At 59.6% G+C, this 21,687-nt stretch carries 22 protein-coding genes and 2 pseudogenes; 9 read left to right on the forward strand and 15 right to left on the reverse strand.

Going from position 1 to position 21,687, the window contains the following annotated elements; genetic code table 11:
- Window positions 1-978: an LLM class oxidoreductase gene (locus BLT55_RS06820; protein WP_055000122.1), complete on the reverse strand. Its 978-nt coding sequence runs from the start codon at window positions 976-978 to the stop codon at window positions 1-3.
- Window positions 975-2,540 carry an MFS transporter gene (locus BLT55_RS06825; protein WP_055000121.1) on the reverse strand — a complete coding sequence of 522 codons (1,566 nt, stop codon included), beginning with the start codon at window positions 2,538-2,540 and terminating at the stop codon, window positions 975-977. The genes BLT55_RS06820 and BLT55_RS06825 overlap by 4 nt, the downstream gene beginning before the upstream one ends.
- Window positions 2,541-2,696: 156 nt before the next feature.
- Between BLT55_RS06825 and BLT55_RS06830 the strand changes: the two genes are divergently transcribed.
- Together BLT55_RS06830 and BLT55_RS06835 are read left to right on the forward strand one after the other, a co-directional pair.
- Window positions 2,697-3,605, forward strand: coding sequence for a LysR family transcriptional regulator (locus BLT55_RS06830; protein WP_055000120.1), 909 nt, complete (start codon window positions 2,697-2,699; stop codon window positions 3,603-3,605).
- A gap of 27 nt (window positions 3,606-3,632) precedes the next feature.
- The gene (locus BLT55_RS06835; RefSeq protein WP_055000119.1) at window positions 3,633-4,259 is read left to right on the forward strand and encodes a glutathione S-transferase; all 627 of its coding nucleotides are present in this window, start codon (window positions 3,633-3,635) and stop codon (window positions 4,257-4,259) included.
- Between the two features lie 41 nt (window positions 4,260-4,300).
- Here the strand turns inward: BLT55_RS06835 and BLT55_RS06840 are convergent, their stop codons facing one another.
- Complete coding sequence (locus tag BLT55_RS06840) at window positions 4,301-4,927, reverse strand: type II secretion system protein GspJ (RefSeq protein ID WP_055000118.1); 627 nt, start codon at window positions 4,925-4,927, stop codon at window positions 4,301-4,303.
- Window positions 4,924-5,385 (reverse strand): type II secretion system minor pseudopilin GspH, encoded by a 462-nt coding sequence (gspH, locus tag BLT55_RS06845; protein ID WP_055000117.1) that lies wholly within the window; start codon window positions 5,383-5,385, stop codon window positions 4,924-4,926. Before gspH ends, BLT55_RS06840 begins: the two co-directional genes overlap by 4 nt.
- A gap of 104 nt (window positions 5,386-5,489) precedes the next feature.
- Here gspH and BLT55_RS06850 point away from each other — a divergent pair, with 104 nt between their 5' ends.
- Window positions 5,490-5,915 (forward strand): type II secretion system protein N, encoded by a 426-nt coding sequence (locus BLT55_RS06850; RefSeq protein WP_055000116.1) that lies wholly within the window; start codon window positions 5,490-5,492, stop codon window positions 5,913-5,915.
- A gap of 4 nt (window positions 5,916-5,919) precedes the next feature.
- Here the strand turns inward: BLT55_RS06850 and gspI are convergent, their stop codons facing one another.
- Window positions 5,920-6,306, reverse strand: a complete 387-nt coding sequence (gene gspI / locus BLT55_RS06855; RefSeq protein ID WP_055000115.1) for a type II secretion system minor pseudopilin GspI — start codon at window positions 6,304-6,306, stop codon at window positions 5,920-5,922.
- A 142-nt stretch (window positions 6,307-6,448) separates the two neighbouring features.
- On the opposite strand from gspI, the gene gspG reads away from it, so the two are divergent.
- Both gspG and BLT55_RS06865 read left to right on the forward strand, forming a co-directional pair.
- Window positions 6,449-6,898: a type II secretion system major pseudopilin GspG gene (gene gspG / locus BLT55_RS06860; RefSeq protein WP_007249276.1), complete on the forward strand. Its 450-nt coding sequence runs from the start codon at window positions 6,449-6,451 to the stop codon at window positions 6,896-6,898.
- Between the two features lie 383 nt (window positions 6,899-7,281).
- The gene (locus BLT55_RS06865) at window positions 7,282-8,193 is read left to right on the forward strand and encodes a LysR family transcriptional regulator (protein WP_055000131.1); all 912 of its coding nucleotides are present in this window, start codon (window positions 7,282-7,284) and stop codon (window positions 8,191-8,193) included.
- A gap of 27 nt (window positions 8,194-8,220) precedes the next feature.
- Here the strand turns inward: BLT55_RS06865 and BLT55_RS06870 are convergent, their stop codons facing one another.
- The 7 genes and pseudogenes from BLT55_RS06870 to BLT55_RS06900 form a co-directional block, all read right to left on the reverse strand.
- Window positions 8,221-8,670: a helix-turn-helix domain-containing protein gene (locus BLT55_RS06870; protein WP_055000114.1), complete on the reverse strand. Its 450-nt coding sequence runs from the start codon at window positions 8,668-8,670 to the stop codon at window positions 8,221-8,223.
- Between the two features lie 292 nt (window positions 8,671-8,962).
- Complete coding sequence (locus BLT55_RS06875) at window positions 8,963-9,586, reverse strand: PqiC family protein (protein WP_055000113.1); 624 nt, start codon at window positions 9,584-9,586, stop codon at window positions 8,963-8,965.
- A complete protein-coding gene (locus BLT55_RS06880) occupies window positions 9,583-11,262 on the reverse strand; it encodes a PqiB family protein (RefSeq protein WP_007249299.1) in 1,680 nt (559 codons plus the stop codon). Before BLT55_RS06880 ends, BLT55_RS06875 begins: the two co-directional genes overlap by 4 nt.
- The gene (locus BLT55_RS06885; RefSeq protein WP_007249300.1) at window positions 11,255-11,869 is read right to left on the reverse strand and encodes a paraquat-inducible protein A; all 615 of its coding nucleotides are present in this window, start codon (window positions 11,867-11,869) and stop codon (window positions 11,255-11,257) included. The genes BLT55_RS06880 and BLT55_RS06885 overlap by 8 nt, the downstream gene beginning before the upstream one ends.
- Complete coding sequence (locus BLT55_RS06890) at window positions 11,866-12,495, reverse strand: paraquat-inducible protein A (RefSeq protein ID WP_007249301.1); 630 nt, start codon at window positions 12,493-12,495, stop codon at window positions 11,866-11,868. The genes BLT55_RS06885 and BLT55_RS06890 overlap by 4 nt, the downstream gene beginning before the upstream one ends.
- A gap of 264 nt (window positions 12,496-12,759) precedes the next feature.
- Entirely contained in the window at window positions 12,760-13,059 is a 300-nt protein-coding gene (locus BLT55_RS06895; protein WP_055000112.1) for a protealysin inhibitor emfourin, read from the reverse strand.
- 31 nt (window positions 13,060-13,090) lie between these two features.
- Window positions 13,091-14,117, reverse strand: a pseudogene (locus BLT55_RS06900) (M4 family metallopeptidase).
- Window positions 14,118-14,384: 267 nt separating this feature from the next.
- Between BLT55_RS06900 and BLT55_RS06905 the strand changes: the two are divergent.
- A complete protein-coding gene (locus BLT55_RS06905; protein ID WP_007249304.1) occupies window positions 14,385-14,735 on the forward strand; it encodes a hypothetical protein in 351 nt (116 codons plus the stop codon).
- Between the two features lie 128 nt (window positions 14,736-14,863).
- Here the strand turns inward: BLT55_RS06905 and BLT55_RS06910 are convergent, their stop codons facing one another.
- A complete protein-coding gene (locus BLT55_RS06910; protein ID WP_007249305.1) occupies window positions 14,864-15,181 on the reverse strand; it encodes an ElaB/YgaM/YqjD family protein in 318 nt (105 codons plus the stop codon).
- A 152-nt stretch (window positions 15,182-15,333) separates the two neighbouring features.
- Here BLT55_RS06910 and BLT55_RS06915 point away from each other — a divergent pair, with 152 nt between their 5' ends.
- From BLT55_RS06915 to BLT55_RS06930, 3 genes and pseudogenes are all read left to right on the forward strand, one after another.
- Window positions 15,334-15,588 (forward strand): hypothetical protein, encoded by a 255-nt coding sequence (locus BLT55_RS06915; RefSeq protein WP_007249306.1) that lies wholly within the window; start codon window positions 15,334-15,336, stop codon window positions 15,586-15,588.
- Between the two features lie 1,024 nt (window positions 15,589-16,612).
- Window positions 16,613-17,974: pseudogene (locus BLT55_RS06925) on the forward strand (MATE family efflux transporter).
- A 22-nt stretch (window positions 17,975-17,996) separates the two neighbouring features.
- Entirely contained in the window at window positions 17,997-18,647 is a 651-nt protein-coding gene (locus BLT55_RS06930; RefSeq protein ID WP_055000855.1) for a TetR/AcrR family transcriptional regulator, read from the forward strand.
- Window positions 18,648-18,664: 17 nt separating this feature from the next.
- Here BLT55_RS06930 and BLT55_RS06935 read toward each other — a convergent pair whose 3' ends face one another.
- Both BLT55_RS06935 and BLT55_RS06940 read right to left on the reverse strand, forming a co-directional pair.
- The gene (locus tag BLT55_RS06935) at window positions 18,665-21,406 is read right to left on the reverse strand and encodes a beta-glucosidase (protein WP_055000856.1); all 2,742 of its coding nucleotides are present in this window, start codon (window positions 21,404-21,406) and stop codon (window positions 18,665-18,667) included.
- A complete protein-coding gene (locus BLT55_RS06940) occupies window positions 21,403-21,639 on the reverse strand; it encodes a hypothetical protein (RefSeq protein ID WP_055000857.1) in 237 nt (78 codons plus the stop codon). Before BLT55_RS06940 ends, BLT55_RS06935 begins: the two co-directional genes overlap by 4 nt.
- Window positions 21,640-21,687: the final 48 nt, after the last annotated feature.

A 21,687-nucleotide genomic window follows, 5' to 3' on the forward strand; every position in this document is an offset into this window, starting at 1 on the left:
TCAGGCGTAAGGTTTCTCGTGGGTAGGGAAGTGCGGAAGTACATATTCTGCAAGCTCCTGCAGCACCTCCGTCGCTGGACGTCTTAGTGGCTTGAGGTTAAGGGCCACGTGCGAGACGCCTTCGGCTTGCTGGCGCTGCCACAGGTCGATGAGCGCGTTACGTCCGGTGCTGATACCGCGCCCGACTTTCAGCGGTGCATTCGGGTCGTCGTCCAGGTCGAAAAACGTCGCGTAGCCGTAGGGCCTGGACGACGCTTGATCAGCGGATTTTCGCCAGTGGTCGATGACATCAGGCAGCGTGTTGAAAGCGCTCTGATGCCAGATCCAGCCGTCCATGTGGTTGGCCAGCCAGCTGATGTCCTGCTTGCAGCGCCCGATGGCCAGCATGGGCAGGCGACCGAAATGCGGTTTCGGTAATAGATCGAGTTCGCCGTTGAGCTGTCCGTAATAACGCGACCTGTAGGCAGGGAACGGGCGTTCGGTGACCGTGTGCAGAATCTCGACACACTCCCGGAAGCGTTCGGCCCGCGTGTCGAAGTCCTGACCAAATGCCGGATACTCGCAGGGACGATCACCGGTCGACAACCCCAGCAGCAATCGCCCCCTGAGCAGGACGTCTACGCTGCAGGCCTGTTTGGCCACCATCAACGGATCGCGCAATGTCAGGACGATACCGGCAGTGCCGATGCTGATTCGTCGGGTCACCGCGGCCAGCATGGCCGCATACACAAAAGGATCGAAAATCTGCCCCGCATCACCAAAGGCCGGCTCCAGAAGGGGCACGTCCCGTAGCCAGAGCGCGGCGAAACCGGCCTGATCTGCCTGGACCGCGAGTGCCACATGATCCGTCATGTCGGGCACAGCGGTGTTCGGATAGCCCACCAGTGGCGCAATCAGGCCGAAGGTCAGTTGGCCGTGTGCAAATACACGTGCAAAAGCAGGATGCCGTTCCGGCGCCCATGTTTCAGACCGAATCATTTGGAATCTCCCGCCAGGTCAATTGGCCTGGCTGATGTTTGGGGCGACTCGTCGTGAGCACGCACTCGACCCAGTAGCAGGAAGACCGCAGCGGCGGTCAGCACCGTGGCCGCGCTGAGGATGAACAGCAGGCTGCGGAACGCCCCGGCATAGTGTTGATGGAGCAAATCTGCCTTGTCGGGCAACAAGCCAGTGGCGCTGTGCAAGTCGCCCAGCGCTGCGCGGTTGGCAGCCTCGGTCACGATATGCGGAGCAACGCCGTTCACCGACTCGAAAAGACCCCACTGGATGAACGTTGCCAGCAGCGCACCGGCAAACGCGATGGCAATCCCGTCGGCCGAAACCCGCACGGCGTTGAAGATGCCCGTGGCCATGCCGGCGCGTTCCTTTTCAACGACGCTGACCGCCATGCCATCCATCAAGCCCCAGGGCAGACCAATGCCGATGCCGATCAAGGCCATGGGCAGCAGCGCGTTCTTAATGACGCTGCTGTCCAGCGCCAAGGCCAGCCAGGACAAACCGGCTGCCACCAGCAGCAGGCCGATGCCTGACAGCACACCGGCTGTGAAACGGCGCGCCAGTTGCGCTGCGAGCATGGGCACAATCAGCAACGGCGCAGCCAGGGCCGTCATCATCTGCCCGGTTTCCAGAGCGCTGAGGCCATCAACACCGATGAAGCCCGCGGGCAGCATGATGATCAGCACCACAAAGAAGAACGCCGGGCTGGCGGCCAGAATCTGCACGCCGACAAAGCGAGCGCTCTTGAACAGCGACAGGTCGAGCATGGGGCTGGCCACTTTGCGTTCCACCGAGATGAACACTCGGAACAGAAGCAACGAACCGATGATGCTGCCCAGCACCCACGGGTGTGTCCATCCCTCCTCGGGGGCAAGCAGAACACCGTAAGTGAAGAGCGTCAGGGCTGCCGTGAAGCTGGCGGCACCCGGCCAGTCCATGCCGGTGGCGTGGGGATCTCTGGATTCGGTGGCGCTGAACAGCACCATAAAAAAGCTGCCTACGCCGATCAGGCCGGTGGCGTGAAATGACCACTTCCAGCCTGCCGAATCCACCAGTGTGCCCGCCGCAAGCGGGCCGAAAGCCAGGCCGATACCAAAGGTGGTGCCCAGCAGGCTGAACACTCGGGTGCGGTCGGCGCCGTGAAAGGTCTGCGCCAGCGACGACATTGCGCCAGCGAACGCTGCCGCACCGCCAAGGCCCTGAACAAGACGCAGGATATCGATCTGCAGCACTGACGACGCGGCAGGAATGGCAAACGTGGCGACCACGAAGATCACCAGTCCGATCAGCCAGATGCGCTTTCTGCCGTAGATATCGGTAAGACTGCCGGCGGCCATCATGGCGCTGCCATATGTCAGGATGTAGGCGTTGATGACCCACGTCAGTTCCACAGCCGATCCGCCCAGTGCCTTGTGGATGGAGGGCAGCACGACCGCCGGGCCGGTGAAGCATAACGGGATCAGGATGCCGGTCAGGCAGGCAGCGAACAGCTGTCCCCATCGCCCGGCCCTGAAAGGGGCCTGAGCGTGGCTGGTTGAAGTCATGGTGATATCCCTGTGATGCGTGCGCAGGTGTCGGTTCGCGTCGCGCAGTGACCCGACGGCGTTTGGCCTGCCGAAGATTAGGGGTTGCGTCTGTAAACAAAAACAGGCTTATGTTCCGAAGGCATAGGACAAGGCTGTCCGCAATAGGAGTGAGCAGTGGAATCGCTAGGTAGCATCGCGTTGTTTGTGCTGGTCGCGGAAACACGAAGTTTCACCCAGGCCGGAAAGCGCCTGGGCATTTCGTCCTCGGGCGTCGGCAAAAGCATCGGTCGGCTCGAAGAGAACCTCGGCGCGCGGCTGTTTCATCGCAGCACGCGCAGCATCGCCCTGACCCTGGAGGGCTCGCTGTTTCTGGAGCGCTGTCGACGTATCCTGGCAGAACTGGAAGCGGCAGAAATGGAATTGAGCAATGCCCGGGACTTGCCGAGGGGTCGGCTGCGGGTCAGTGTGCCGCTGGTCAGTGGACTGGTCATGCCGGTCATCATCGAGTTCATGCGCGCTTTTCCCGACATCGAGCTGGATATTGATTTCTCCGACCGCATGGTCGATATCATCGAAGAAGGCTTTGATGTCGTCTTGCGCACGGGCGACCTCAGTGATTCCAGGCTCTTGTCGAAAAGGATGGGCGGCTTTCAGTTACGCATTGTCGGCGCTCCGGACTATTTTGAACGGCGCGGCATGCCGGCTTTTCCCGCTGATCTGGTTCAGCACGCCTGTCTGCATCACAAGTTTCCGTCCTCCGGCAAATTCGAACTCTGGCCGCTGCGTCGCGAGGACGGTGCCGATGATCTTGATTTGCCGCAGACGATGATCTGCAACACCACGGAAATTCTGGTCGATGTCGCGCGGGCCGGTCTGGGTATCGCCTGCCTGCCTGATTTCATGATTGCGTCCGCGATCAAACGCGGCGAGCTTGTTTCGATTCTGGATGATTACACTGTGCACACGGGAAGTTTCAGGCTGCTCTGGCCGTCCAGCAAACATCTTTCCGTGCGCCTGCGGGTGTTCATTGATTTCTTGCACAGCCACTTGTTCGCTTCCGTTGCAGGCAATTCTGCGGACTGAGCATGCGGCCCCTGAAGGAGCATTGGCATGTACACGCTTTTTGGCAGTAAAGGGTCGGGGTCGGCGGCAATCGAGATGGCGCTCGAGCGATGCGCGGTCCCGTTTACGTTGATCAGGGCCAGCTCATGGGAAGAGGGGCCCGGGAAGGAGGCGTTGAGGCGGGTCAATCCGTTGCTGCAAGTGCCGACGCTGGTGCTGGCTGATGGCACGGTGCTGACCGAAAGCGCCGCAATCCTGATTCATTTGGGGCTGGAGCATTCCCGCTCCAGTCTGCTGCCCGGAGAAGCATCCGCTCGGGCTCATGCACTTCGCGGGCTGGTGTACATCGCCACCAATTGTTACGCGCCGATCGGCATCATCGATTACCCGGAACGCTGGCTGCCGGGTGCTGATGATGCACAGCAAGCAGCACTGGAAGAAGGCGCTCGCACCCGGCTGCATGAAAACTGGGAAACCTTCGCTGAGCTTTTCGGCAGTCCTGCCCGTTTTCGGCCGGACACTCCCGCCGCAATGGAAATACTGGCAGCTGTTGTGACGCGATGGAGCGGGGCGCGGGAGCACCTGAGTTCAGCACGGCCGGCGTTTTATGCAGCGCTGTTGCAAGTGGACACGAACCCGACTGTCAACGCTGTGATAAAACGCCATTGGTCATGAATAGCAGACGCATGGGCCTGCAGGAAACTTTGGAAAGGCTCTCAATCCAGCGGCCCCAACACTTTGCGGTAACGCTCCTCTCCCTGATCAGTCTGACGGGTCAGAATAACTTCCAGGCCTTGCGGGTTGTCCTCTTTATGGCTGTCAGGCGATTGCCAGCCGCTGTCGTCCTTCCAGACCCGCAGCCGCACATCGACTATCCCGTCAAGCACGGCAATGCCATCGCCGGGGGCCGGTAACGGGTAGCGATCGCTGGCGATGGCTGCGGCGCGATACAGGGTCTTGTTATCCAGCCACCAGCGAACCCGCTGTAGACCGTCTTCGGGTGTTGCCGCGCTGCGAATCACGTCGAGGCGAAAATGCCTTTTATCGGCACTGCGCACGCTCAACGCTGCGGGCGTTTCCGGTTTCAGGGAAGCATCCTCGCCGATCACCGGTTCTCGCAGTTCAATGCTGGCGCGCAGCAGCACGTCACGCTCCATCTGGTTCAGTGCGCGCAACAGCGACTCGGTTTTTTCAGTGTCATCACGCAGGTGACGATCGGTTCGGGTCACGCTGTCGAGGCCGCGCCAGGCGATCAGACTGACGAGGGTCATGAGCAGGATCGCGACCATCACCTCAAGCAAGGTAAAACCGTGTTGGTGCGCGGGCTCTGGTGCTTTGTTCATGGCGGGCTGACCACCTGCAACTGCCCCAGCGCGCTGCGTTGCAGATCGAGGGCGTGCTGGCCGTCGGAAAGCCGTATGCGCAGGGGCGTGCCGATCCACTCCGTGTTGAACATCACGCGCTGCCCGGGCTGAACGCGCACACGCATGGCCGGCGACTCCCAGTTTCTCGGGCGCAGTTGCGGATCGTCGTTGAAGGTGTCGTGGCCCGATCCTGTTTCGGCGCGCCGCCGGAAGGCAAAACCTTTAGCATCGGCGTGCCAACTGATCATGCGGCCGTCGGCCCTGGCTTCAGCCTGAGCGATCTGAAACAGTTGCGCCAGACGTTCGGCATCCTTGCGCAACAGTGCTGCAGGATCGGGCTTGATGCTCAGGCTTATCGTCGCGCTGGCGATGCCGATAATCACCACCACGACCATCAGTTCGATCAGGGTGAAGCCCGATTGCCTGGGCATGCTCATGACGCTGCACTCCTTGCTGAAGCCGGTTCACTCATGGGTACAGACGATAGCCAGCGACGCACGCTCATGTAGACTGCTCGTTCGGACGAACAGGAGGTTCAGTCATGGTAGTTCCTTTTGCATTTTCGGCCCCTCGGCTGCTGCTGGTGGCAGGTCTGATGGTGGCGCTGGTGGGGGTCGCATTCTGGGCGCCACGGCTACTGGCCCCGCTGCCATCATCAGGCAGTGCGCCGGTCGGGCAGGCACCTGCCAGCGCCAGCCCGGCACGCCACTGGTTTGCCGACCAGCCTTCGCCAGTGCAGATCAAGGTGTCCGGGCTCATGGCCGGAGCGCGCGGCGCGGTGGCAATCATCAGCCTCAACGACGGCCCGGCAGGCAGTTTCCTGGTGGGGGAGCATCTCGCCAGGGATGTGCGTCTGGTGGCTATCGAAGCCGACGGGGTGGTGATCGAACAGGGCTCGGAGCAAAAACGCTTCAACGTCAGTCCGTTGGCCGAAGGGCCGGAACTGCCCAGCCTGATGCGTCGCTGAACGCTCATGGTCTGTTGGCCGCCGGACGGCCGAGCAGGGTGTCGAGGCGTGCCAGCGGCGGGGCCTGAACATCGCGTTGGGACACCTTCAGGCTGACGCGCATCAGCCTGCCGTCGGCGCTGACGGTCAGCGACTGCTCACAGCGCAATAACAGTCGTCCCTGATTGCATTCGAATGCGCGCGTCCCCGCAGCCAGGTGCTCCGCCATGCGCAGCTCGGCAAGCTGGTTCTGCGCGGCCAGCAACGCCAGTGCGCGATCCCGCAACAGGCCGTTGCTGTGCGTCATGACCCCTGACACACGAGCCGCAGCCGCCAGCGCGATGGCGATGATCGCCAGCGCTACGAGCACTTCGGTCAGGGTAAAGCCGTGCTCCTTGTGCGGCATGTACATGGTCGCCTCCTGGCAGATACAGATCAGCAGAATAGCAGCTGAGGATTCATGAATGGCCCGCTATAACGCTTGCGCAGTTTGATCGGGCAATGCAACGGCTTTGCTACACTGCGCATAGGATGATAGTTATCAGGGAATGGATATGGATGTCTTATGCGTCAAGCCTCGCCCGGCAGGTCATCCGGGTCAGGGCGGTTTCACCCTCATTGAAATCATGGTGGTGGTCGTCATTCTCGGCATTCTGGCGGCAGTTGTGGTGCCCAAAGTTCTCGACCGGCCGGATCAGGCGCGTGCCACGGCAGCGCGGCAGGATGTTGCAGGTCTGATGCAGGCGCTCAAACTCTACCGCCTCGATCATGGCGCTTACCCGAATCAGAGCCAGGGCCTGAAGGTGCTCGTGGAGCGACCCGCGAACGTCAACAAAAGCAATTGGCGCGCTTATGTAGAACGACTCCCCGACGATCCCTGGGGGCGTCCTTACAATTACCTCAATCCTGGCGTCAACGGCGAAGTTGATGTGTTTTCCCTTGGGGCCGATGGTCAGCCCGATGGCGAGGGCGTCAATGCCGATATTGGCTCCTGGCAGCTTTGAACGCCTTGGGAGAAACCAGCGGGTCGGCAAGGATGACCCAGCGCGGCTCGGCGATTATCAGTGCGTTGCTGATTGCTACGCTGGTTGCGGTGATGGCTGCCGGCATGCTGAGCCGCCAGAGTGTGCTGACCCGCGTGGTGGAAGCCGAGCAAGCGCACCGCCAGGGCAGCGCCGTATTGCATGGCGGTCTGGAGGTCGGTCGCAGGCTGCTTTGGGAATCACGCTGGCAGGATGGCCTGACTCTGCCTGACCAGGCGTGGGCGCGCCCTATCGGTCATGATGCACTGGATCAACTGAGCGGCGATTTTCAGGGGCAACTGGAGGACCAGCAGGGCAAGTTCAACCTGCGCAATCTGATCGCCAATCATCGCCCGGACCTCGCCATGGTGCCAGACCTTAATGACGTCGCGCTGTTTGTGCAGGTGGTGCGCAGCGGCAGTTTCGCGCAGGCGGCCCGGCAGTTGGGCATGCCTTCGAATACCGTCAGCCGCAGAATTCAGCAACTGGAAGCACAGCTGGACACACGGCTGTTGCAGCGTTCAACGCGCAAGCTGGCGCTGACCCCGGCAGGTCAGGACTTCTATGAGCGTTGCATGGGCGCTGTCGATGGATTGACCGACGCCGCAGAGCAGCTTGTTTCGAGGCGTGAAGAACCCAGCGGCCGAGTGCGAATTGCCGCAACGGCGGATTTCTTCGACTTTTTTTCGATGGACTGGGTGGCCGATTTTCTTGCCCGTTACCCGCGCGTGCAGCTCGAATTTGTCCTCAGCGATGATCGCGCCGACCTGATCGCTGAGCGGCTGGACATCGCCTTCAGGGGCGGCCCTTTGCAGGACTCGGGGTATGTGGGGCGTCAACTGATCGATGAAGAGCGCGACTGCATGGTCGCCAGCCCGGCCTATCTCGCGACTCACGGTATGCCTGCGTCGCTGGAGAGTCTGCAGGCGCACTATTGTGTGTGTGCTGCGCACCTTGGCAGTTTTAACACCTGGCGGCTGCTCGGTCCGGAGGAAAAGCTGCATGAGGTGCAGATTGCCAGCCGATTCAATGCAAACACGGCGCAGGCGCTGCGTAAGGCGGCGCTTGCCGGATTGGGCATTGCCTTGTTGCCGACCACCCTGATCCGTGCCGATTTACGCAAGGGGCTGCTGGTGCCGGAACTGGCGCAGTATCAGCGCACCAGCCATGGCCTGCACGTGCTTTATCCCAGTCGGCAACACCTGCCACTGGCTGTTTCGGCGTTTATCGGGATGGTGATGGAGAAACTCAAGACCAAGGCGTTTCCTGCGCAGTGAGCGTCAGCAGCACTGGCTTTGCCCGGGTCATTTCAATTTCGACGTCATGTAAATCAATCGAACCGTTGCGATGGTGATGGCTTCCGCATCGCTCTTGATCGTATCGAGCTGATCACTGTTCAGGACGCCTTGTTCAACGTTGGATTCCATCAGGCGAGCGACCTGATACAGGTTCTGGGTCACGTCGTGCAGGCTGCCGTGCAAACGGGCAATCACCCCGTTCAGGCGCTCACTGTTTGATTTGTCAGTCAGGGCTGGCGCAGCTACGAAAGGGTCAGCGTGGAAACCGGTGACCAGGTAAGTAATATCAACGCCGGCGTCGGCAATGCGTGACAAGTAGTCCGCGCGGGGCGACCGAACACCATTTTCGTAGTTGCCTTGAGCATTGGTTTCCACGCCGCCTATGGCACCCAATGCGCTTTGCGAAAGCTTGAGACGCAGCCTTTCCCGTTTTAATCGTGGTCCTATCCCTGTCATCCGTTTGTCCTCGATAAACTGTCTGCCAGATAAAATCGGGCTGTACTGCAACAATTTGGGTTAACAAGCGTTCTTTCTACGACCAGAAGGGCCTCCGAATCGGCATGAGCACATGCGTTCAGGGTGGTTCAGGTACTGACGTACCTGATGGGTCGAAGAGTGTACGGATGAATCGGGTGGGTTGATACCGTTTTGTATGAAACTGTACGATTTAATGGGCTGTTTCAGCGCAGTCCTCCGCGGCTGGCGCAGAGCCCGGCAAGGCTCTGCGCAGTGTCTTTCCGGGCAGGCTTTACAGGCAGCGCGACGTCGGTTGCTGTGCCCAGCGCTGCGCAGTAGTGGCGATCTTGTCAGCCAGTCGGGCAACGGCTTTCTGGTGCGCGATGATGAGGTTTTCCATGCCTTCTCCGGCCTGCTCGCGGATCACGCTGCTGCAGGTCAGGCTCTGCCGTTTGCTACCGGCGGTAGCGCCGGCCTCACGCAGCCCGAGGGTCCAGACGACGTCGATCAGCGCGTAGTTGCCCGGCATCGACTCGAACCGGCGCACGTCGGTACGGACCGACAGCACCGGTTGCTCGCCATTTTTTGGCAGACCGGCCATGTCCCGGCTGCCGAAGCGGTGTTCCAGCTGCGGTGTCAGTGCGTCATGAAACTCGTCACCCAGGGGCGATCCCCAGCGTTCGGTGTCGAGAATCGCCAGGCTGCCATTGCCCTGACGAACCACCAGCGGTGGCTGGTCCACCTGCACCGGCATCAACACCGGCAGCATTTCGAACTGGAACGGCATTGGGCTTACTGCCGCAGTGGTGGCAGTGCCCATCGGTGCGATCAGCGTGTAATAGTGGGTCTGTGTCGACGTGCAGGCACTGATGCCCAGTGTTGCGGCCAACGCCAGCAGTTTCAAACGCAAGGTCATTGTTTTGGCTCCAGATCAATTGCACGGGACGACGACGGGGCGTTGAACGAGCGCGGGGCAGCATCGCCGGTACGGCCGCGGATCAGCGATTCAGGATGACGGCTGAGGAAGTCGGTCAGCACCCGAACCGAGCGGGCGGTGCGCTGCACTTCATCCAGTGCCTGACCCAGTTGCTGGCGCGCAGGTGAATCTTCGGCAAACGAGTCGTTGGCAGTGCCCAGGGTTTTCTCAGCCTGTTGCAAGGTGCCACGCATCTGCGGCAGCACGCTGCTGTTGACCTGCTTGAGGGTTTTCTGCAGCTCGCTCAACGTGCCATTGAGGTTGCCCGCCAACTGGTCGATCGGCAGGTTGCTGAGCTTCTCGACGAATGCTTGCAGTTGTTCCTGCAACTTGTCGAAGCTGCCCGGCACCGTCGGAATCTCCAGCGGCCGCGCCTTGGCGTTGAAGGCTACTTTCGGCGCCTTCGGATCGAACTCCATGGCGATGTACAACTGGCCGGTCAACAGGTTGCCGTTACGCACCTGAGCACGCAGGCCATTGGCGACAAACGCGCCCAGCACGCGGGCCGACTGTTCTTCTTCGTCACCCGAGCCGCCGAGTTCTTTCAGCTTAGACTCGGCTGCGCCCAGACGTTTGGGGTAGATCACCGCGCCGACGATGCCGGGAAAGGTTTTGGTCGCCGGATCGTAATCCAGGTCAACCGATACCACCTTGCCGATATTGACGCCGAGGAAATCTACTGCAGCATTGACCGTCAGGCCGCGCAGCGACTGATTGAAACGCATGCGGATGTAACGCGGCTCGCCGTCCGGAGGGGCCATCGCGGTGGTCTGGTCGTCGAAGATCTTGAACTCGGCGTTCTCGTCGGCCAGCTTGGCATCCGGGCTCCAGTTAGGCTCACGGAAGGCGATCCCACCGGAGATGATCGAGGTCAGCGACTGAGTATTGACCTTCACCCCTGACGCCCCCACGGTGATGTCCACGCCGCTGGCGTTCCAGAAGCGGGTATCGGTGGTGATGTACTGATCGTTCGGCGCATTGATGAAGATCTGCACGTCGACCCCGCGACCATCCTTGGACAAGTCATAAGCCACGACCTGACCCACCTGGATGCGTCGATAGTAGATCGGCGAGCCGATGTCCAGCGAGCCCAGGTCGTCGGTGTGCAGGATGAAGCGCTTGCCTTTCTCGCCAAATGTGACCGGCGGCGGCGTTTCAAGGCCGGTAAAGCTGGTCTTGGTTTCCTCGGAACTGCCCGCGTCGGCGCCGATGAAGGCGCCGGACAGCAGGGTGTCGACACCCGACACGCCGTGCGCACCGATGCGCGGCCGCACGACCCAGTACTGGCTGTCGATGCGGGTGAACGGCGTGGCGCTGGTATTCAGGTCGATAGTCGCCAGCACATGGGTGCGGTCGTCGCTCAGGCTGATGTCCGTGACCATGCCGATGACCACGTTCTTGTATTTGACCTGGGTCTTGTTGGCTTCAAGCCCCTCGGCGGTGAGAAAGCTCACGGTGATTCTGGGCCCGACATTCATCCAGTCATGAAAGGCCATGGAGATGCCAATGATCGCCGCAACGATAGGCACCAGCCAGATCAGCGAGACGCGCAGGCGACGACGTTTGACTTCAGGGCGTGGCACTGAAGCAGACGGGGGGAGGGTATTGTCAGACATCTTCAACCTCTGCGTCCCAGATAAGCCGGGGATCGAAACTCATGGCGGCGAACATCGTCATCACCACTACCAAGCCAAAAAACAGAATGCCGAGACGCGGCTCGATGGTGCTGAGCTCGCGAAACTGAACCAGAGACGCCACGAGCGCCACGACCAGCACATCGAGCATCGACCAGTAACCGATCAATTCGATGAAGCGATACAGGCGTGCCCGTTCACGCATTGCCCAGGTGCTGCGCCGCTGGCAGGTGATGAGCAGCATGCCCAACACCAGAAACTTGATGCAGGGCACCACGACACTGGCCACGAAAATCAGCACGGCAATGTCCCAGGAGCCACTTTCGAAAAACTCGATCACACCACTCATGATGGTGCTCTCGCTGCGGTTGCCGAGCAGATTGGTGTACATCACCGGCAGGACGTTGGCCGGAATATAGAAAATCAGCGCAGCGATCAGAAATGCCCAAGTGCGGTTGATGCTGTCCGGCTTACGTCGATGCACGGGTGAGTCACAGCGCGGGCAGCGCCGGGCATCTTCCTGACAGGCATAGCCGCAGGTGTGGCAAAGGCAAAGTTTGTGTTCGTTGGCGAAAGGGATGCCATTCATTGCGCAGGCACTCCGAGCTCATCCCACAAACGGCGGATGTCCTTGTTGGCGATCAGCAGAATCAGCACCATCAGCATGGCCATGGCCCACAAGCCCAGGCCGGGATGCACATTAAGCATCCCGGACAGCTTGATGATCGCCACCAGCACACCGAGCATGCACACTTCGAGCATGCTCCAAGGGCGCAAGTGTTCCAGCGCTCGCATGCAGGTCTTGAAACCGGGGGCGATGACACCTCTGTGTGCATGCACCAATACCCAGAAAAGCAGAACGATCTGCAGCAGCGGGGCGAAAATGATCGACAGCCCGGCAACCAGCGCGATGACGGTGATTTTTCCCTGGGCAAGTGCTTCGACCGATTGCCAGAGGGTGACTTCGTTGGTCAGCCCTTTCATGCTGATGCTGATCACCGGAAAAAAATTGGCGAACATGAAAAACAGGGCGGCAGCGATGGTCAGGGCCAGCAACTGTTCGATGGTCATCCTTCGGCCACGACCCAGTATCGCGTCGCAACGCAGGCAGAACGCCGCCTCACCGGGCTTTAGCGGCTGGGCTTCATAAAGCGAATCGCAATGTTCGCAGATGATCAGGCCGGACGAATGTTCAGTAGGATGCACAGTGCTCATCGACGCCATGGATACAAAGGTAAGGGGTAATAATTCGAAGCACGAAACGATACCTAGTTAATGGCATGACGTGGCTTTTTTAATACGGCCTGCGGCGACATTTCAGCACAAATCATTGACCCTTTCAGTACCGGCTGGTTCATTTATAACCGGGATATTATTCTGCGGGCAAGCAATGATGGCGAATTAGTCCGCAGCCAATGCCGCTGGTAGAAAATACCAAGAGCATTGGCGCGTTCAGGTCATTGTCGATGCAGATCTGCCTCAGGGCTTACCGGGTTTGACGCGCTGCTTGAGATAGCCCAGCAACTGGCGGGCGGACGCCGGTACGTTGTGCTCGTCTAAGGTCAGGCAAATGGCCTTGGACTTGTCCTCGATGGTGATCTCGTATTGGTTGAGATCCCGGGCCGCATCATTGAAGGCACTGCTCGAGCGATCCAGGCCACTGTCAGTCACCAGCCGCCGTAACTGCTCGGCTTCCGGTTGATCAAGTGTTTCGGTGTCGATATCACAGCGTTTTACCGCGCCTGCAAAACCGCCTGATTGCACGAGACAGACCTTCATTTCAAGCACCTTTGTGGTTAAACCCTGAGCCTCACACCTTGACCCCGACCTCTTTCCAGGCCGCCTGTACGGCTTTTTTGGCCTTGGGGCCAAAGCGCGAGTCTGCAGCGATTTTGATGCTGGTTCGCGCGCAATCGACGAACTGACTGTCCGATTCAAGCGCCAGCATCGTTTCATACCAGATTCTGCCTGCAACTTCCCAGGCATTTCCGCCGAGTCCCTTGGCGACCAGCACAAAAGCCCGATTCGGAATGCCGGAGTTAATGTGGACGCCGCCCCGATCCTTGGCGCCTTTGTAGAGGTCGGCCATGGTCGCTGGCTGCGGGTCTTTCCATGTCACGGATGCCCCGGCGCGTTGGAGCAGGCACCAGCAGTTCCTTGCCCACCACCCAGTCCGACTCGGCAGCACTGGTGCCTTGCTTCCATTGACGTACCAGCATGCCGAACACATCGGCAAAGTGCTCGTTGAGTGCGCCGGACTGGCCGCGATACTCCAGATTCGACGTGAAACTCTGCACACCGTGGGTCAATTCGTGGCCGATCACTTCAAGACTGCCGGTAAAGCGCTTGAACACCAGGTCGTCACCGTCGCCGTAAGCCATCTGGCTGCCGTTCCAGTATGCGTTACTCAGCGGCACATGATCGCCATTAAAGTCCACTTCGGCGACATGCACCGTCGAAACCAGCGACATACCGTTGTCATCCAGCGAATTGCGCTCGAAAAGCTCTGCGTAAAAGTCATAGACATCGCCGGAGCCGTCAAAGGCCTCGTCTGTGGCCTTGTCTCCGGTAGCTTTCTGGCCCTCCGAGCGCGCCAGCGTGCCGGGAAGATCGTCAGTACCTTTGGCGTCGTACACCATGCGATGCAGCGTGCCTTCAGGCGACTTGATCGCATGCAGGGAGGGCATGGTTCTGGCGGAAAGACGGGAAGCGAGAAAAGCCGAACTGCTCGTCAGATTGGCGATGGCCCTGGCACTGACCAGCGTTTTGGGCGATTGCGCCATACGCTCCAGCATGTAAGGCGGGATGAAGCAATGCAGCGGGTCTCGGTCGCACATGATGAACTCCTGTTCTAATGCATCGATGGCAGCAAGCCATCGATCAACATGGTCGCAGGAGGTTTGACATCTCTTGTTGCGTTTAATCTGCAAAGAAATATCTGTTTACACGATCTTTACGACTTATCACCTGGGTCATTCGTACCAAGCCCCGCGTGGCCGGGCGTTTGCGTGAATTCGCTTGCCATGCGACACCTCGACACACGGGCTCGATAGACCTGACGGGAATGCTAGACTCGCGCCACTTCAGACGAGGAGCAGACTCACGTGCGCAAGACGGTAATGATGATAGCGGTTCTGGCGCTGGCCGGATGTGACGGGGGCAGCTCGGGTACGCCACCCAGGAACAAGATTCAAGACGTTGCAGCGACTGCTCCGGTCTCGAAGCCGCAATGGTATATCCAGATGAATTCGCGGGAAGCGGTGAGCGATACCAGTGCCTGGCTACTGGAACGCAGCTATTCGCCGATTATCGTCGATATCGACGGCAAGCAGCAGACATTGATCGGGCCCTACGAAACCCAGGCCCAGGCCGAAGAACAACGCGTGACTTTGCAGGCCAAGGTCACCAAGTCCCATCGTTTTGCGGAGCCTTCGGTGGTGCAGTACAGCCGTTAAAACGGCGCTGTACAAGAAGCAGCCGTGGCGAATCCGGCGCTGATTCCGGCGAAAAAACCTCTGCCGAACACAAAAACGGGCCGTCTATAGACAGACGACCCGTTTCATTTCTCGTTACCAGACGCCGATCAACGACGGCCGAGCAGCAAGCCTACCACCAGACCAAAACCTGCAGAAATAGCCACGGTCTGCCAAGGATGACCACCGATGTAGGTTTCGGTCGCCTCGACCACTGGCTTGGTGCGATCACGTACGCTGGCCATCGAGTCAAGCGCCTGCTTGAGTTTGAGGCTCAGTTGCGCGCGAATGCTTTCAGCATCTTCACCCACCAGGGCCGCGCTGTCTTTGAGCAGTTTGTCGGATTCTTCGATGAGGGCCTGCAATTCGCTGAATGCCTGATCCTTGATCTGATCGGCAGCATTTTGGGCAGAAGTCTTACGAGCCATGTGATTTTCCTTTCAAGTGATTGCGACAGTAATCAATGGAGTCTGGCACATTCGAAAAAGTTGCAAATGCTTGAGCGACCCGACGTGAGACTCTGCAAGTGGAGTCCATTCCCGGTGTAAGATGCAGCCGTTTTTAGCCGTAGGTGACTGTCATGAGTTTCAATCTGGCCAATCGGCCCCTTCCCGAGCGTACCGCTATAGAAGACGAAAAATCCCGCCTGTTCGACCTTTGGCAGAGCAATCTGGGCAAAGCCAAGGGCGAAGCAGCGCGGCTGATGGGCGAACGCGCCAAACGCAAAGGCAAATGGTCCGAATGGGTGAGATCCGAACTGGACACCATGAGCCCGCCGGAATACGCCAACATGGTCCGCAGCGAAGTGAACCGCCTGATGGCCGCGACCCGATAACGGGGAAAGTGGCGACGCAAAATCGCTGTGTGACGCGGAGCGTCCCGAAAGGCATGCCGACGCGGAGCGTCGCACGATAGTTGGCCGCTGCACATAAACGAAAGCGCTCTTTTATCGCGATGGCACTGACAACGCAGATTGCGACGTAAGAGTCCTGGCGCTGATCCGGGGGATGCGAGGCAGGACGCCGAGCAAGCCGCATTCGGGCCATGGATGGCCCGTTGCGGCGGCCCCCGGATCAGTGTCAGGGCGAAGGAACCCGACGAAGTCGGGCCGGAAACGGAGCCGGGACTTTGCCTACTTTGGTCCCTCAAAGTAGGGCGCCGTAAGGGCGCAAAGGTGACCTGAGTCAGAAACAACCATCACTGACATCGCAAAACCGCTGTGTGATGCTCCGCGTCACAGATCTGCGCCGTACACTCAAGATCGGACGCAGAGCGTCCAGAACGGCATGTCGACGCGGAGCGTCGCACGATAGTTGGTAATCAAAGCGCTTTTTTATCGCGATGGCACTGACGACGCCGATTGCGACGTAAGTGACGGCTGAGTCCTGACACTGATCCGGGGATGCGAGGCAGGACGCCGAGCAAGCCGCATTCGGGCCATGGATGGCCCGTTGCGGCGGCCCCCGGATCAGCGTCAGGGCGAAGGAACCCGACGAAGTCGGGCCGGAAACGGAGCCGGGACTTTGCCTACTTTGGTCCCTCAAAGTAGGGCGCCGTAAGGGCGCAAAGGTGACCTGAGTCAGAAACAACATCACTGACATCGCAAAACCACTGTGCGACGTGGAGCGTCACGAAAGGCATACCGACGCGGAGCATCGGCACGATAGCCTTAGGGCGGGACGAAAACGTGCCTTGAGCCTTAAACAAATATCCCTGACACCGCAGAACCACTGTACGACGCGGAGCGTCAAAGCAGCTCAAGCAGAACTGCACCTATCAATAAGCAAGGAGCGCAAAAACGACCATTATCACGATTCGAGCCCTATTCCGGGCTCAATCCAGGCGCTTTGAGAAACTTGATGACCGAAGCCAGCGCAACATTTACCCAAGGCAGCATAGCGCGACACATCGCCGTGACTGCCAGCACCAGCGCCGTAAGCCTGTTCGCCGTCTTCCTCGTAGACATCCTGACACTGGTCTACGTCTCAATGCTCCACGATCCAGCGCTGTTGGCCGCAATAGGCATTGCCAAAGTACTGATGTTCTTCAACAGCGCCCTGGCCACCGGCCTGATCATTGCCGCCACAGCCGTACTGTCAGAACGTATCGGCCACCATGCCGCCGGGTCCATCCCCAGTCTCACCGCCAGCCTGCTGATGATGGTATTCGCGGTCTGCGGCCTTTCTGCGGCAGTGCAGCTATCACTGGCCGGGCCAATCACCCACTGGCTCGGAGCCGAAGCGGCCACCTACGAAGCGGCGCGCAGCTTCATCTGGCTAACGCTGCCGTTCACCGCGATTCAAGCCGTCATGCAGATGGCCGCGCAAATTCTCAGGACCTCCGGCGATAACAGCCGGGCGTTGAAAGTCGTCCTGTCAGCCGCAGCGACCCTGGCAGTCGCCGACCCGTTCTTTATCTTCGCCCTGGACCTGGGCCTGAATGGCGCGGGTATCGCATTCGCGCTGTCCGCCTGCGTTTCTGCGTCGTTGGGCGTGTATTGGGTGCGAAAGCGTGTAGGCCTGGTGCTGACGCGCAACCTCGGACTGTTGCGACTCCATGCCGTGCGTACCTTCAGAATTGCGCTTCCGGCGATGGCCGCCAACCTCGCGACCCCGGTGGGGCTGGCGTAACTTGTGGCCTCGTTGTCGGCATTCGGCACCTCGGCCCTGGCGGCCATGACCGTGCTGGACAGGGTGCTGCAATTTTCCTACTGCGCTTTTTTTGCGTTGCCGGGTGCTCTGGCGCCGGTGTTGGGGCAGAATATCGGCGCGCAGCGAGATGACCGGGTTCGCGCGGCGATCGTCTTCACGCGCAGGCTGGTGGTTGGCTACGGCCTGGTGGTGTGGCTGATGTTGATATTGGCTGGCGGGATGATCGCCGATCTCTATCAGCTTGAGGGTGACGCCCGGGCGCTGTTTCTTGCTTTTTGCCAGTTCGGCGGCGGGTTGTGGGTGGTGATCGGTCTGGACTTTGTCGCCATCGCCGTGTTCATGACCATGAACAGGTCGTGGTGGGTGCCGGTTTTCGCCTGGCTGCGGGCAACAGCAGGTACAGTGCCATTCGTCTATGCCGGTGCTCACTGGTTTGGCAGCAGCGGGGCGTTTCCCGGGATGCTTGCCGGTAACGCGGTGATTGCGCTGATTTCGATTACCACCGCATCGCTGACGGCGAAGCGTTTTTTCACCAGCAGGGCTCAGGCCAAGTGCGCCGGGGCATATTGAATCAAGGCGTTATCAGGTTTTTATGGCAGTCGACGAATCAGGGAATGAAATCGAACAGGTAACCCCACCCAAGCGCCGCCGGGCACCTAAGGGAGACATGCGCAAGCAGGCCTTGCTGGATGCCGCGACGGTCATTTTTGCCAGAGACGGCTATTCCAGCGCGTCGATGCGCGAGGTGGCGTTACTGGCAGGCATCACGACGGTAGGCCTTCTGCACCACTTTCCCAGCAAGGAAGCACTGCTCAATGCGTTGCTGGAGCGCAGGGATCAGCGCGTCACGTCGAGATTTCAGGACCTGACCACCGAGTTGACGCTCGAGGGCTTTCAGAAATTCCTGAAAATGAGCATGAGCTTCAGCATCGAGGATGCGGCCGAGTGCCAGGCGGCCTTGCTGATGAACACCGAAAGCCTGTCACCTTCGCACCCGGCCTGGTCATGGCACAACGAACGATTCCACCTGACCCACCAGCATGCACGCGGCCACCTGAGCGCCCTGATCGAGGCGGGGGAAATTCGGGCAGATATCAATGTGAAAGCCCTGGCCCAGGAAATTTTCTCGGTCATGGACGGGTTGCAGATTCAGTGGCTGAGAAGCCCGGAAGAGGTAGACGTGATGGCCGTATTCGATATCTACGTGCAACGTCTGGGAAGGGACATCAAGGCTCATTCCTGAGCCTTGATGGGGGTGGATCAGTAAGCTTGTGTGGCGCTTACCTGTACGGCTTTGCGCAGTGGCAACGGCAGCGGGTTACTGTCGCGCGTGGTGAGTTTTTCGGGGTAGAGAGTGATCAGCGTCCGGTCAAGCGTCAGATTCTCCGAATCGGCACCCACCAGGATCTTGAACTTTCCGGCATCGACATCCCAGGTATCGGTTTTGTCAACGTAGTAAGCCAGCGAGCGTGAGTCGACAGGAATGCTGACAGTCTTGCTCTCACCAGGCTGCAGATACACCTTGGTGAAACCCTTCAGCTCTTTCTCCGGACGGTCTACAGCCGGTTTCACTGGCTGCACGTAGAGCTGCGCCACTTCGAAACCTGCCTTGTCGCCGGTGTTGGTCACGGTGAATTTGACGTCAATCGTGGAGCCGGGCGTCAGCACATTGGTCGACAGCTTGAGATCGCTGTAGCCGAACGTGGTGTAGGACAGGCCATAGCCAAACGGATACAGCGGTTTGGCGTGCTTCTTGTCATAACCGCGATAGCCCATGTACAGACCTTCGCTGTAGGTCATCTCGGTCAACGCATTGTCGCCACGATAGGCCGCCGGGTCCGGATACGAGGCGTAGCTCGGGTTATCTTCGATGTCCTTGTCGATGGTGATCGGCAATTTGCCCGATGGGTTGACCTTGCCGTACAGAATCTCGGCCAGTGCCTGACCGCCTTGCTGACCCGGGAACCAGGCTTGCAGCGTGGCACCTACTTTGTTGGCCCATGGCTGCATGTTGGCGACGCCGCCACCGTGCATGACCACAACGGTGTGGGGGTTGGCTCGGGTGACGAAGCTGATCAGTTCGGCCTGTTGGTCAGGCAGATCGAAACCATGGTCCGAACCTTCGCCTTCGTTTTCATACGTGGTGCCGACCGCGACGACCACGGCATCGTATTTCGACAGGTCCTTGGGTGGACGCAACGCCGCCCAGCTCATCTGCACGCCCGTCAAACCGCCCAGCGCCGGGATGAAGTTACCCTGCACACGCTTGTATTCCAGCTTCACGGTGTATTGCTTGCCAGCGGTCAGCGCACCGGTCTTCCCGGAAGTGACCATCGCGTTGACGACGTCACCGGAGTACGGCACGCCATCGCTTTGCAGCACCAGCTCATCGTTGACCCACAGTTTGTAAGGGCCATCTGCACGCACCTTGAACACCTGCGCACCCGAAACGGTTGGCTTGATGGTCGAGGTAAACCGCGCCGAGAACGCGCCTGCCACCGGGCTAAAGCCGGAGACCGCGGTGGTGCCGGCGTCGGTAATGTTAGTGCCGGTGGTCCAGTTAAGGTTCACGCCGGGTTCGACACGGGTCAGCACCGGGTCACCCGACAGGCTGGTGTTGGAGAAGTACTCGGCCTTGACGCCCGAGTTAGTGATGCCGTTGTCACCGGTCGACGGTTGATACCAGGTGGAGCTGGCCGGATTCAGGCTCATTTCCGGGATGAACGTGACATCTGTGCTGTTGGACGCCAGTTGCTGCAGGCCGCTCAACTCGGTGACATAGCTATTGGGTGGCGAGTTGGCGGTGCCGAATGGCGATGCCGGAGCCTGACGTGCCCAGTCGCCGATCACTGCGATCTTCGCCGAGCGGGCCAGTGGCAGCAGCGGTTTGCCGGCAGTCGTGTTTTCGTTGCGCAGCAAGACGATGGACTCATGCGCGGTATTCAGCGCTGCGCGCATGCCGTATTCCGGGTGCTCAAGGGTCTTGGCGGTGTTCAGGTTGTCCTGGAAGTCATAGCTGACGATGGCGCGCAGGTTGCGTTTGACCTTGTCGTCTATCACGTTCTGGGTGAGCTGGCCGCTCCACAGGTAAGGCAGCAGGTTGGCCTCGGTAAACTGCAAGCCGGACGGCATATCGATGTCAGTGCCGGCCCATGCACCTTTAAATGCATCGTGGATGGCATTGAAGTCACTGATGACCATGCCCTGATAGCCCCATTCGCCTTTGAGCACTTCAGTGATCAGGTGATGGTTTTCGCACGCATAGTCGCCGTTGACTTTGTTGAAGCCGCACATGATCGACGCCACGTTGGCGTTTTTGACCATCGACTCGAAGCCCGGCAGGTACAGTTCGCGCAGGGTGCGTTCGTCAACGTTGACATTGACCGCCTGACGGTTGGCTTCCTGTTCGTTGGCCAGGTAATGCTTGCCGCTGGCCTGAATGCCCTGAGCCTGAATGCCGTTGACGATGGCGGGTGCCAGTACGGCACCGAGGAACGGATCTTCGCCGCTCACGTACTCGGCGGAGCGCCCGTTGTAGGGCGTGCGGTACAGGTTCGCGCCAGGCGAGAGCATCTGCTGGCCGCCGGAAATCCGCGTTTCGTAGGCGATGGCCAGGCCGAACTCTTTCGCCCGGTTGATGCTCCAGGTCGCCGCCAGTGCAGACTGCGACGGATACTGAGCGCCGAAGGTGGCGTTGTTGACGTGAACGCCCATGGACGAGTCATACGCCACGGTACCTTTGATTCCCCACTTGAGCAGTGAAGGGATCATGTGACCGTCATTCACACGGGTGAAGTTGATCTTTTCTGACTGGCTCATGTTGTCGAGGATCGAGCTGACGCGCGCCTCGACCTCGTTACCGGTCGTCGGGGTCGCTGCGGCGTGGGCGATATTGGCCTGCATGACGCTGAACGTCAGCAGGCTCAACCCCAATGTGTGCTTGAAGACGGACAAGGAAAGGGTCCTTTGGGTAAGCGCAGCAGGCTGCGGGCGGCGGATCATGGTTGTTTCACCTGTGCAGGGGCGTCATCGGTCACCACCGGTGCATCGAGCAGGGTGGAGGAGCTTTTCTTCGTCTTCGGGCTGATCTTGTCAGCGCCGGACAACTGATCGCGTTTAGCTTCGACCTGAACCCTGATCTGTTGATCAGTGGTAGTGGCTGTAGAAGTTGAGTCCGCTGCCAGCACGGCAACACTTTGCGCGCACAGAAGTACTGCGCTGAAAACAGACAGCATGCATCTAGGGAGGCGCTGATTTATTCGATTTTTCGTCCCTGCAACGCT

The sequence above is a fragment of the Pseudomonas cannabina genome, assembly GCF_900100365.1.
In the GTDB taxonomy this organism is placed as follows: domain Bacteria; phylum Pseudomonadota; class Gammaproteobacteria; order Pseudomonadales; family Pseudomonadaceae; genus Aquipseudomonas; species Aquipseudomonas cannabina.

Bases quoted from the DNA above. Each gene is read 5' to 3' on its own strand.
- BLT55_RS06820 (WP_055000122.1), bottom strand. From the start codon at position 978: ATGATTCGGTCTGAAACATGGGCGCCGGAACGGCATCCTGCTTTTGCA.
- BLT55_RS06825 (WP_055000121.1), bottom strand. From the start codon at position 2,540: ATGACTTCAACCAGCCACGCTCAGGCCCCTTTCAGGGCCGGGCGATGG.
- BLT55_RS06835 (WP_055000119.1), top strand. From the start codon at position 3,633: ATGTACACGCTTTTTGGCAGTAAAGGGTCGGGGTCGGCGGCAATCGAG.
- BLT55_RS06840 (WP_055000118.1), bottom strand. From the start codon at position 4,927: ATGAACAAAGCACCAGAGCCCGCGCACCAACACGGTTTTACCTTGCTT.
- gspH (WP_055000117.1), bottom strand. From the start codon at position 5,385: ATGAGCATGCCCAGGCAATCGGGCTTCACCCTGATCGAACTGATGGTC.
- BLT55_RS06850 (WP_055000116.1), top strand. From the start codon at position 5,490: ATGGTAGTTCCTTTTGCATTTTCGGCCCCTCGGCTGCTGCTGGTGGCA.
- gspI (WP_055000115.1), bottom strand. From the start codon at position 6,306: ATGTACATGCCGCACAAGGAGCACGGCTTTACCCTGACCGAAGTGCTC.
- gspG (WP_007249276.1), top strand. From the start codon at position 6,449: ATGGATGTCTTATGCGTCAAGCCTCGCCCGGCAGGTCATCCGGGTCAG.
- BLT55_RS06865 (WP_055000131.1), top strand. From the start codon at position 7,282: ATGGTGCCAGACCTTAATGACGTCGCGCTGTTTGTGCAGGTGGTGCGC.
- BLT55_RS06870 (WP_055000114.1), bottom strand. From the start codon at position 8,670: ATGACAGGGATAGGACCACGATTAAAACGGGAAAGGCTGCGTCTCAAG.
- BLT55_RS06875 (WP_055000113.1), bottom strand. From the start codon at position 9,586: ATGACCTTGCGTTTGAAACTGCTGGCGTTGGCCGCAACACTGGGCATC.
- BLT55_RS06880 (WP_007249299.1), bottom strand. From the start codon at position 11,262: ATGTCTGACAATACCCTCCCCCCGTCTGCTTCAGTGCCACGCCCTGAA.
- BLT55_RS06885 (WP_007249300.1), bottom strand. From the start codon at position 11,869: ATGAATGGCATCCCTTTCGCCAACGAACACAAACTTTGCCTTTGCCAC.
- BLT55_RS06890 (WP_007249301.1), bottom strand. From the start codon at position 12,495: ATGAGCACTGTGCATCCTACTGAACATTCGTCCGGCCTGATCATCTGC.
- BLT55_RS06895 (WP_055000112.1), bottom strand. From the start codon at position 13,059: ATGAAGGTCTGTCTCGTGCAATCAGGCGGTTTTGCAGGCGCGGTAAAA.
- BLT55_RS06910 (WP_007249305.1), bottom strand. From the start codon at position 15,181: ATGGCTCGTAAGACTTCTGCCCAAAATGCTGCCGATCAGATCAAGGAT.
- BLT55_RS06915 (WP_007249306.1), top strand. From the start codon at position 15,334: ATGAGTTTCAATCTGGCCAATCGGCCCCTTCCCGAGCGTACCGCTATA.
- BLT55_RS06930 (WP_055000855.1), top strand. From the start codon at position 17,997: ATGGCAGTCGACGAATCAGGGAATGAAATCGAACAGGTAACCCCACCC.
- BLT55_RS06935 (WP_055000856.1), bottom strand. From the start codon at position 21,406: ATGATCCGCCGCCCGCAGCCTGCTGCGCTTACCCAAAGGACCCTTTCC.
- BLT55_RS06940 (WP_055000857.1), bottom strand. From the start codon at position 21,639: ATGCTGTCTGTTTTCAGCGCAGTACTTCTGTGCGCGCAAAGTGTTGCC.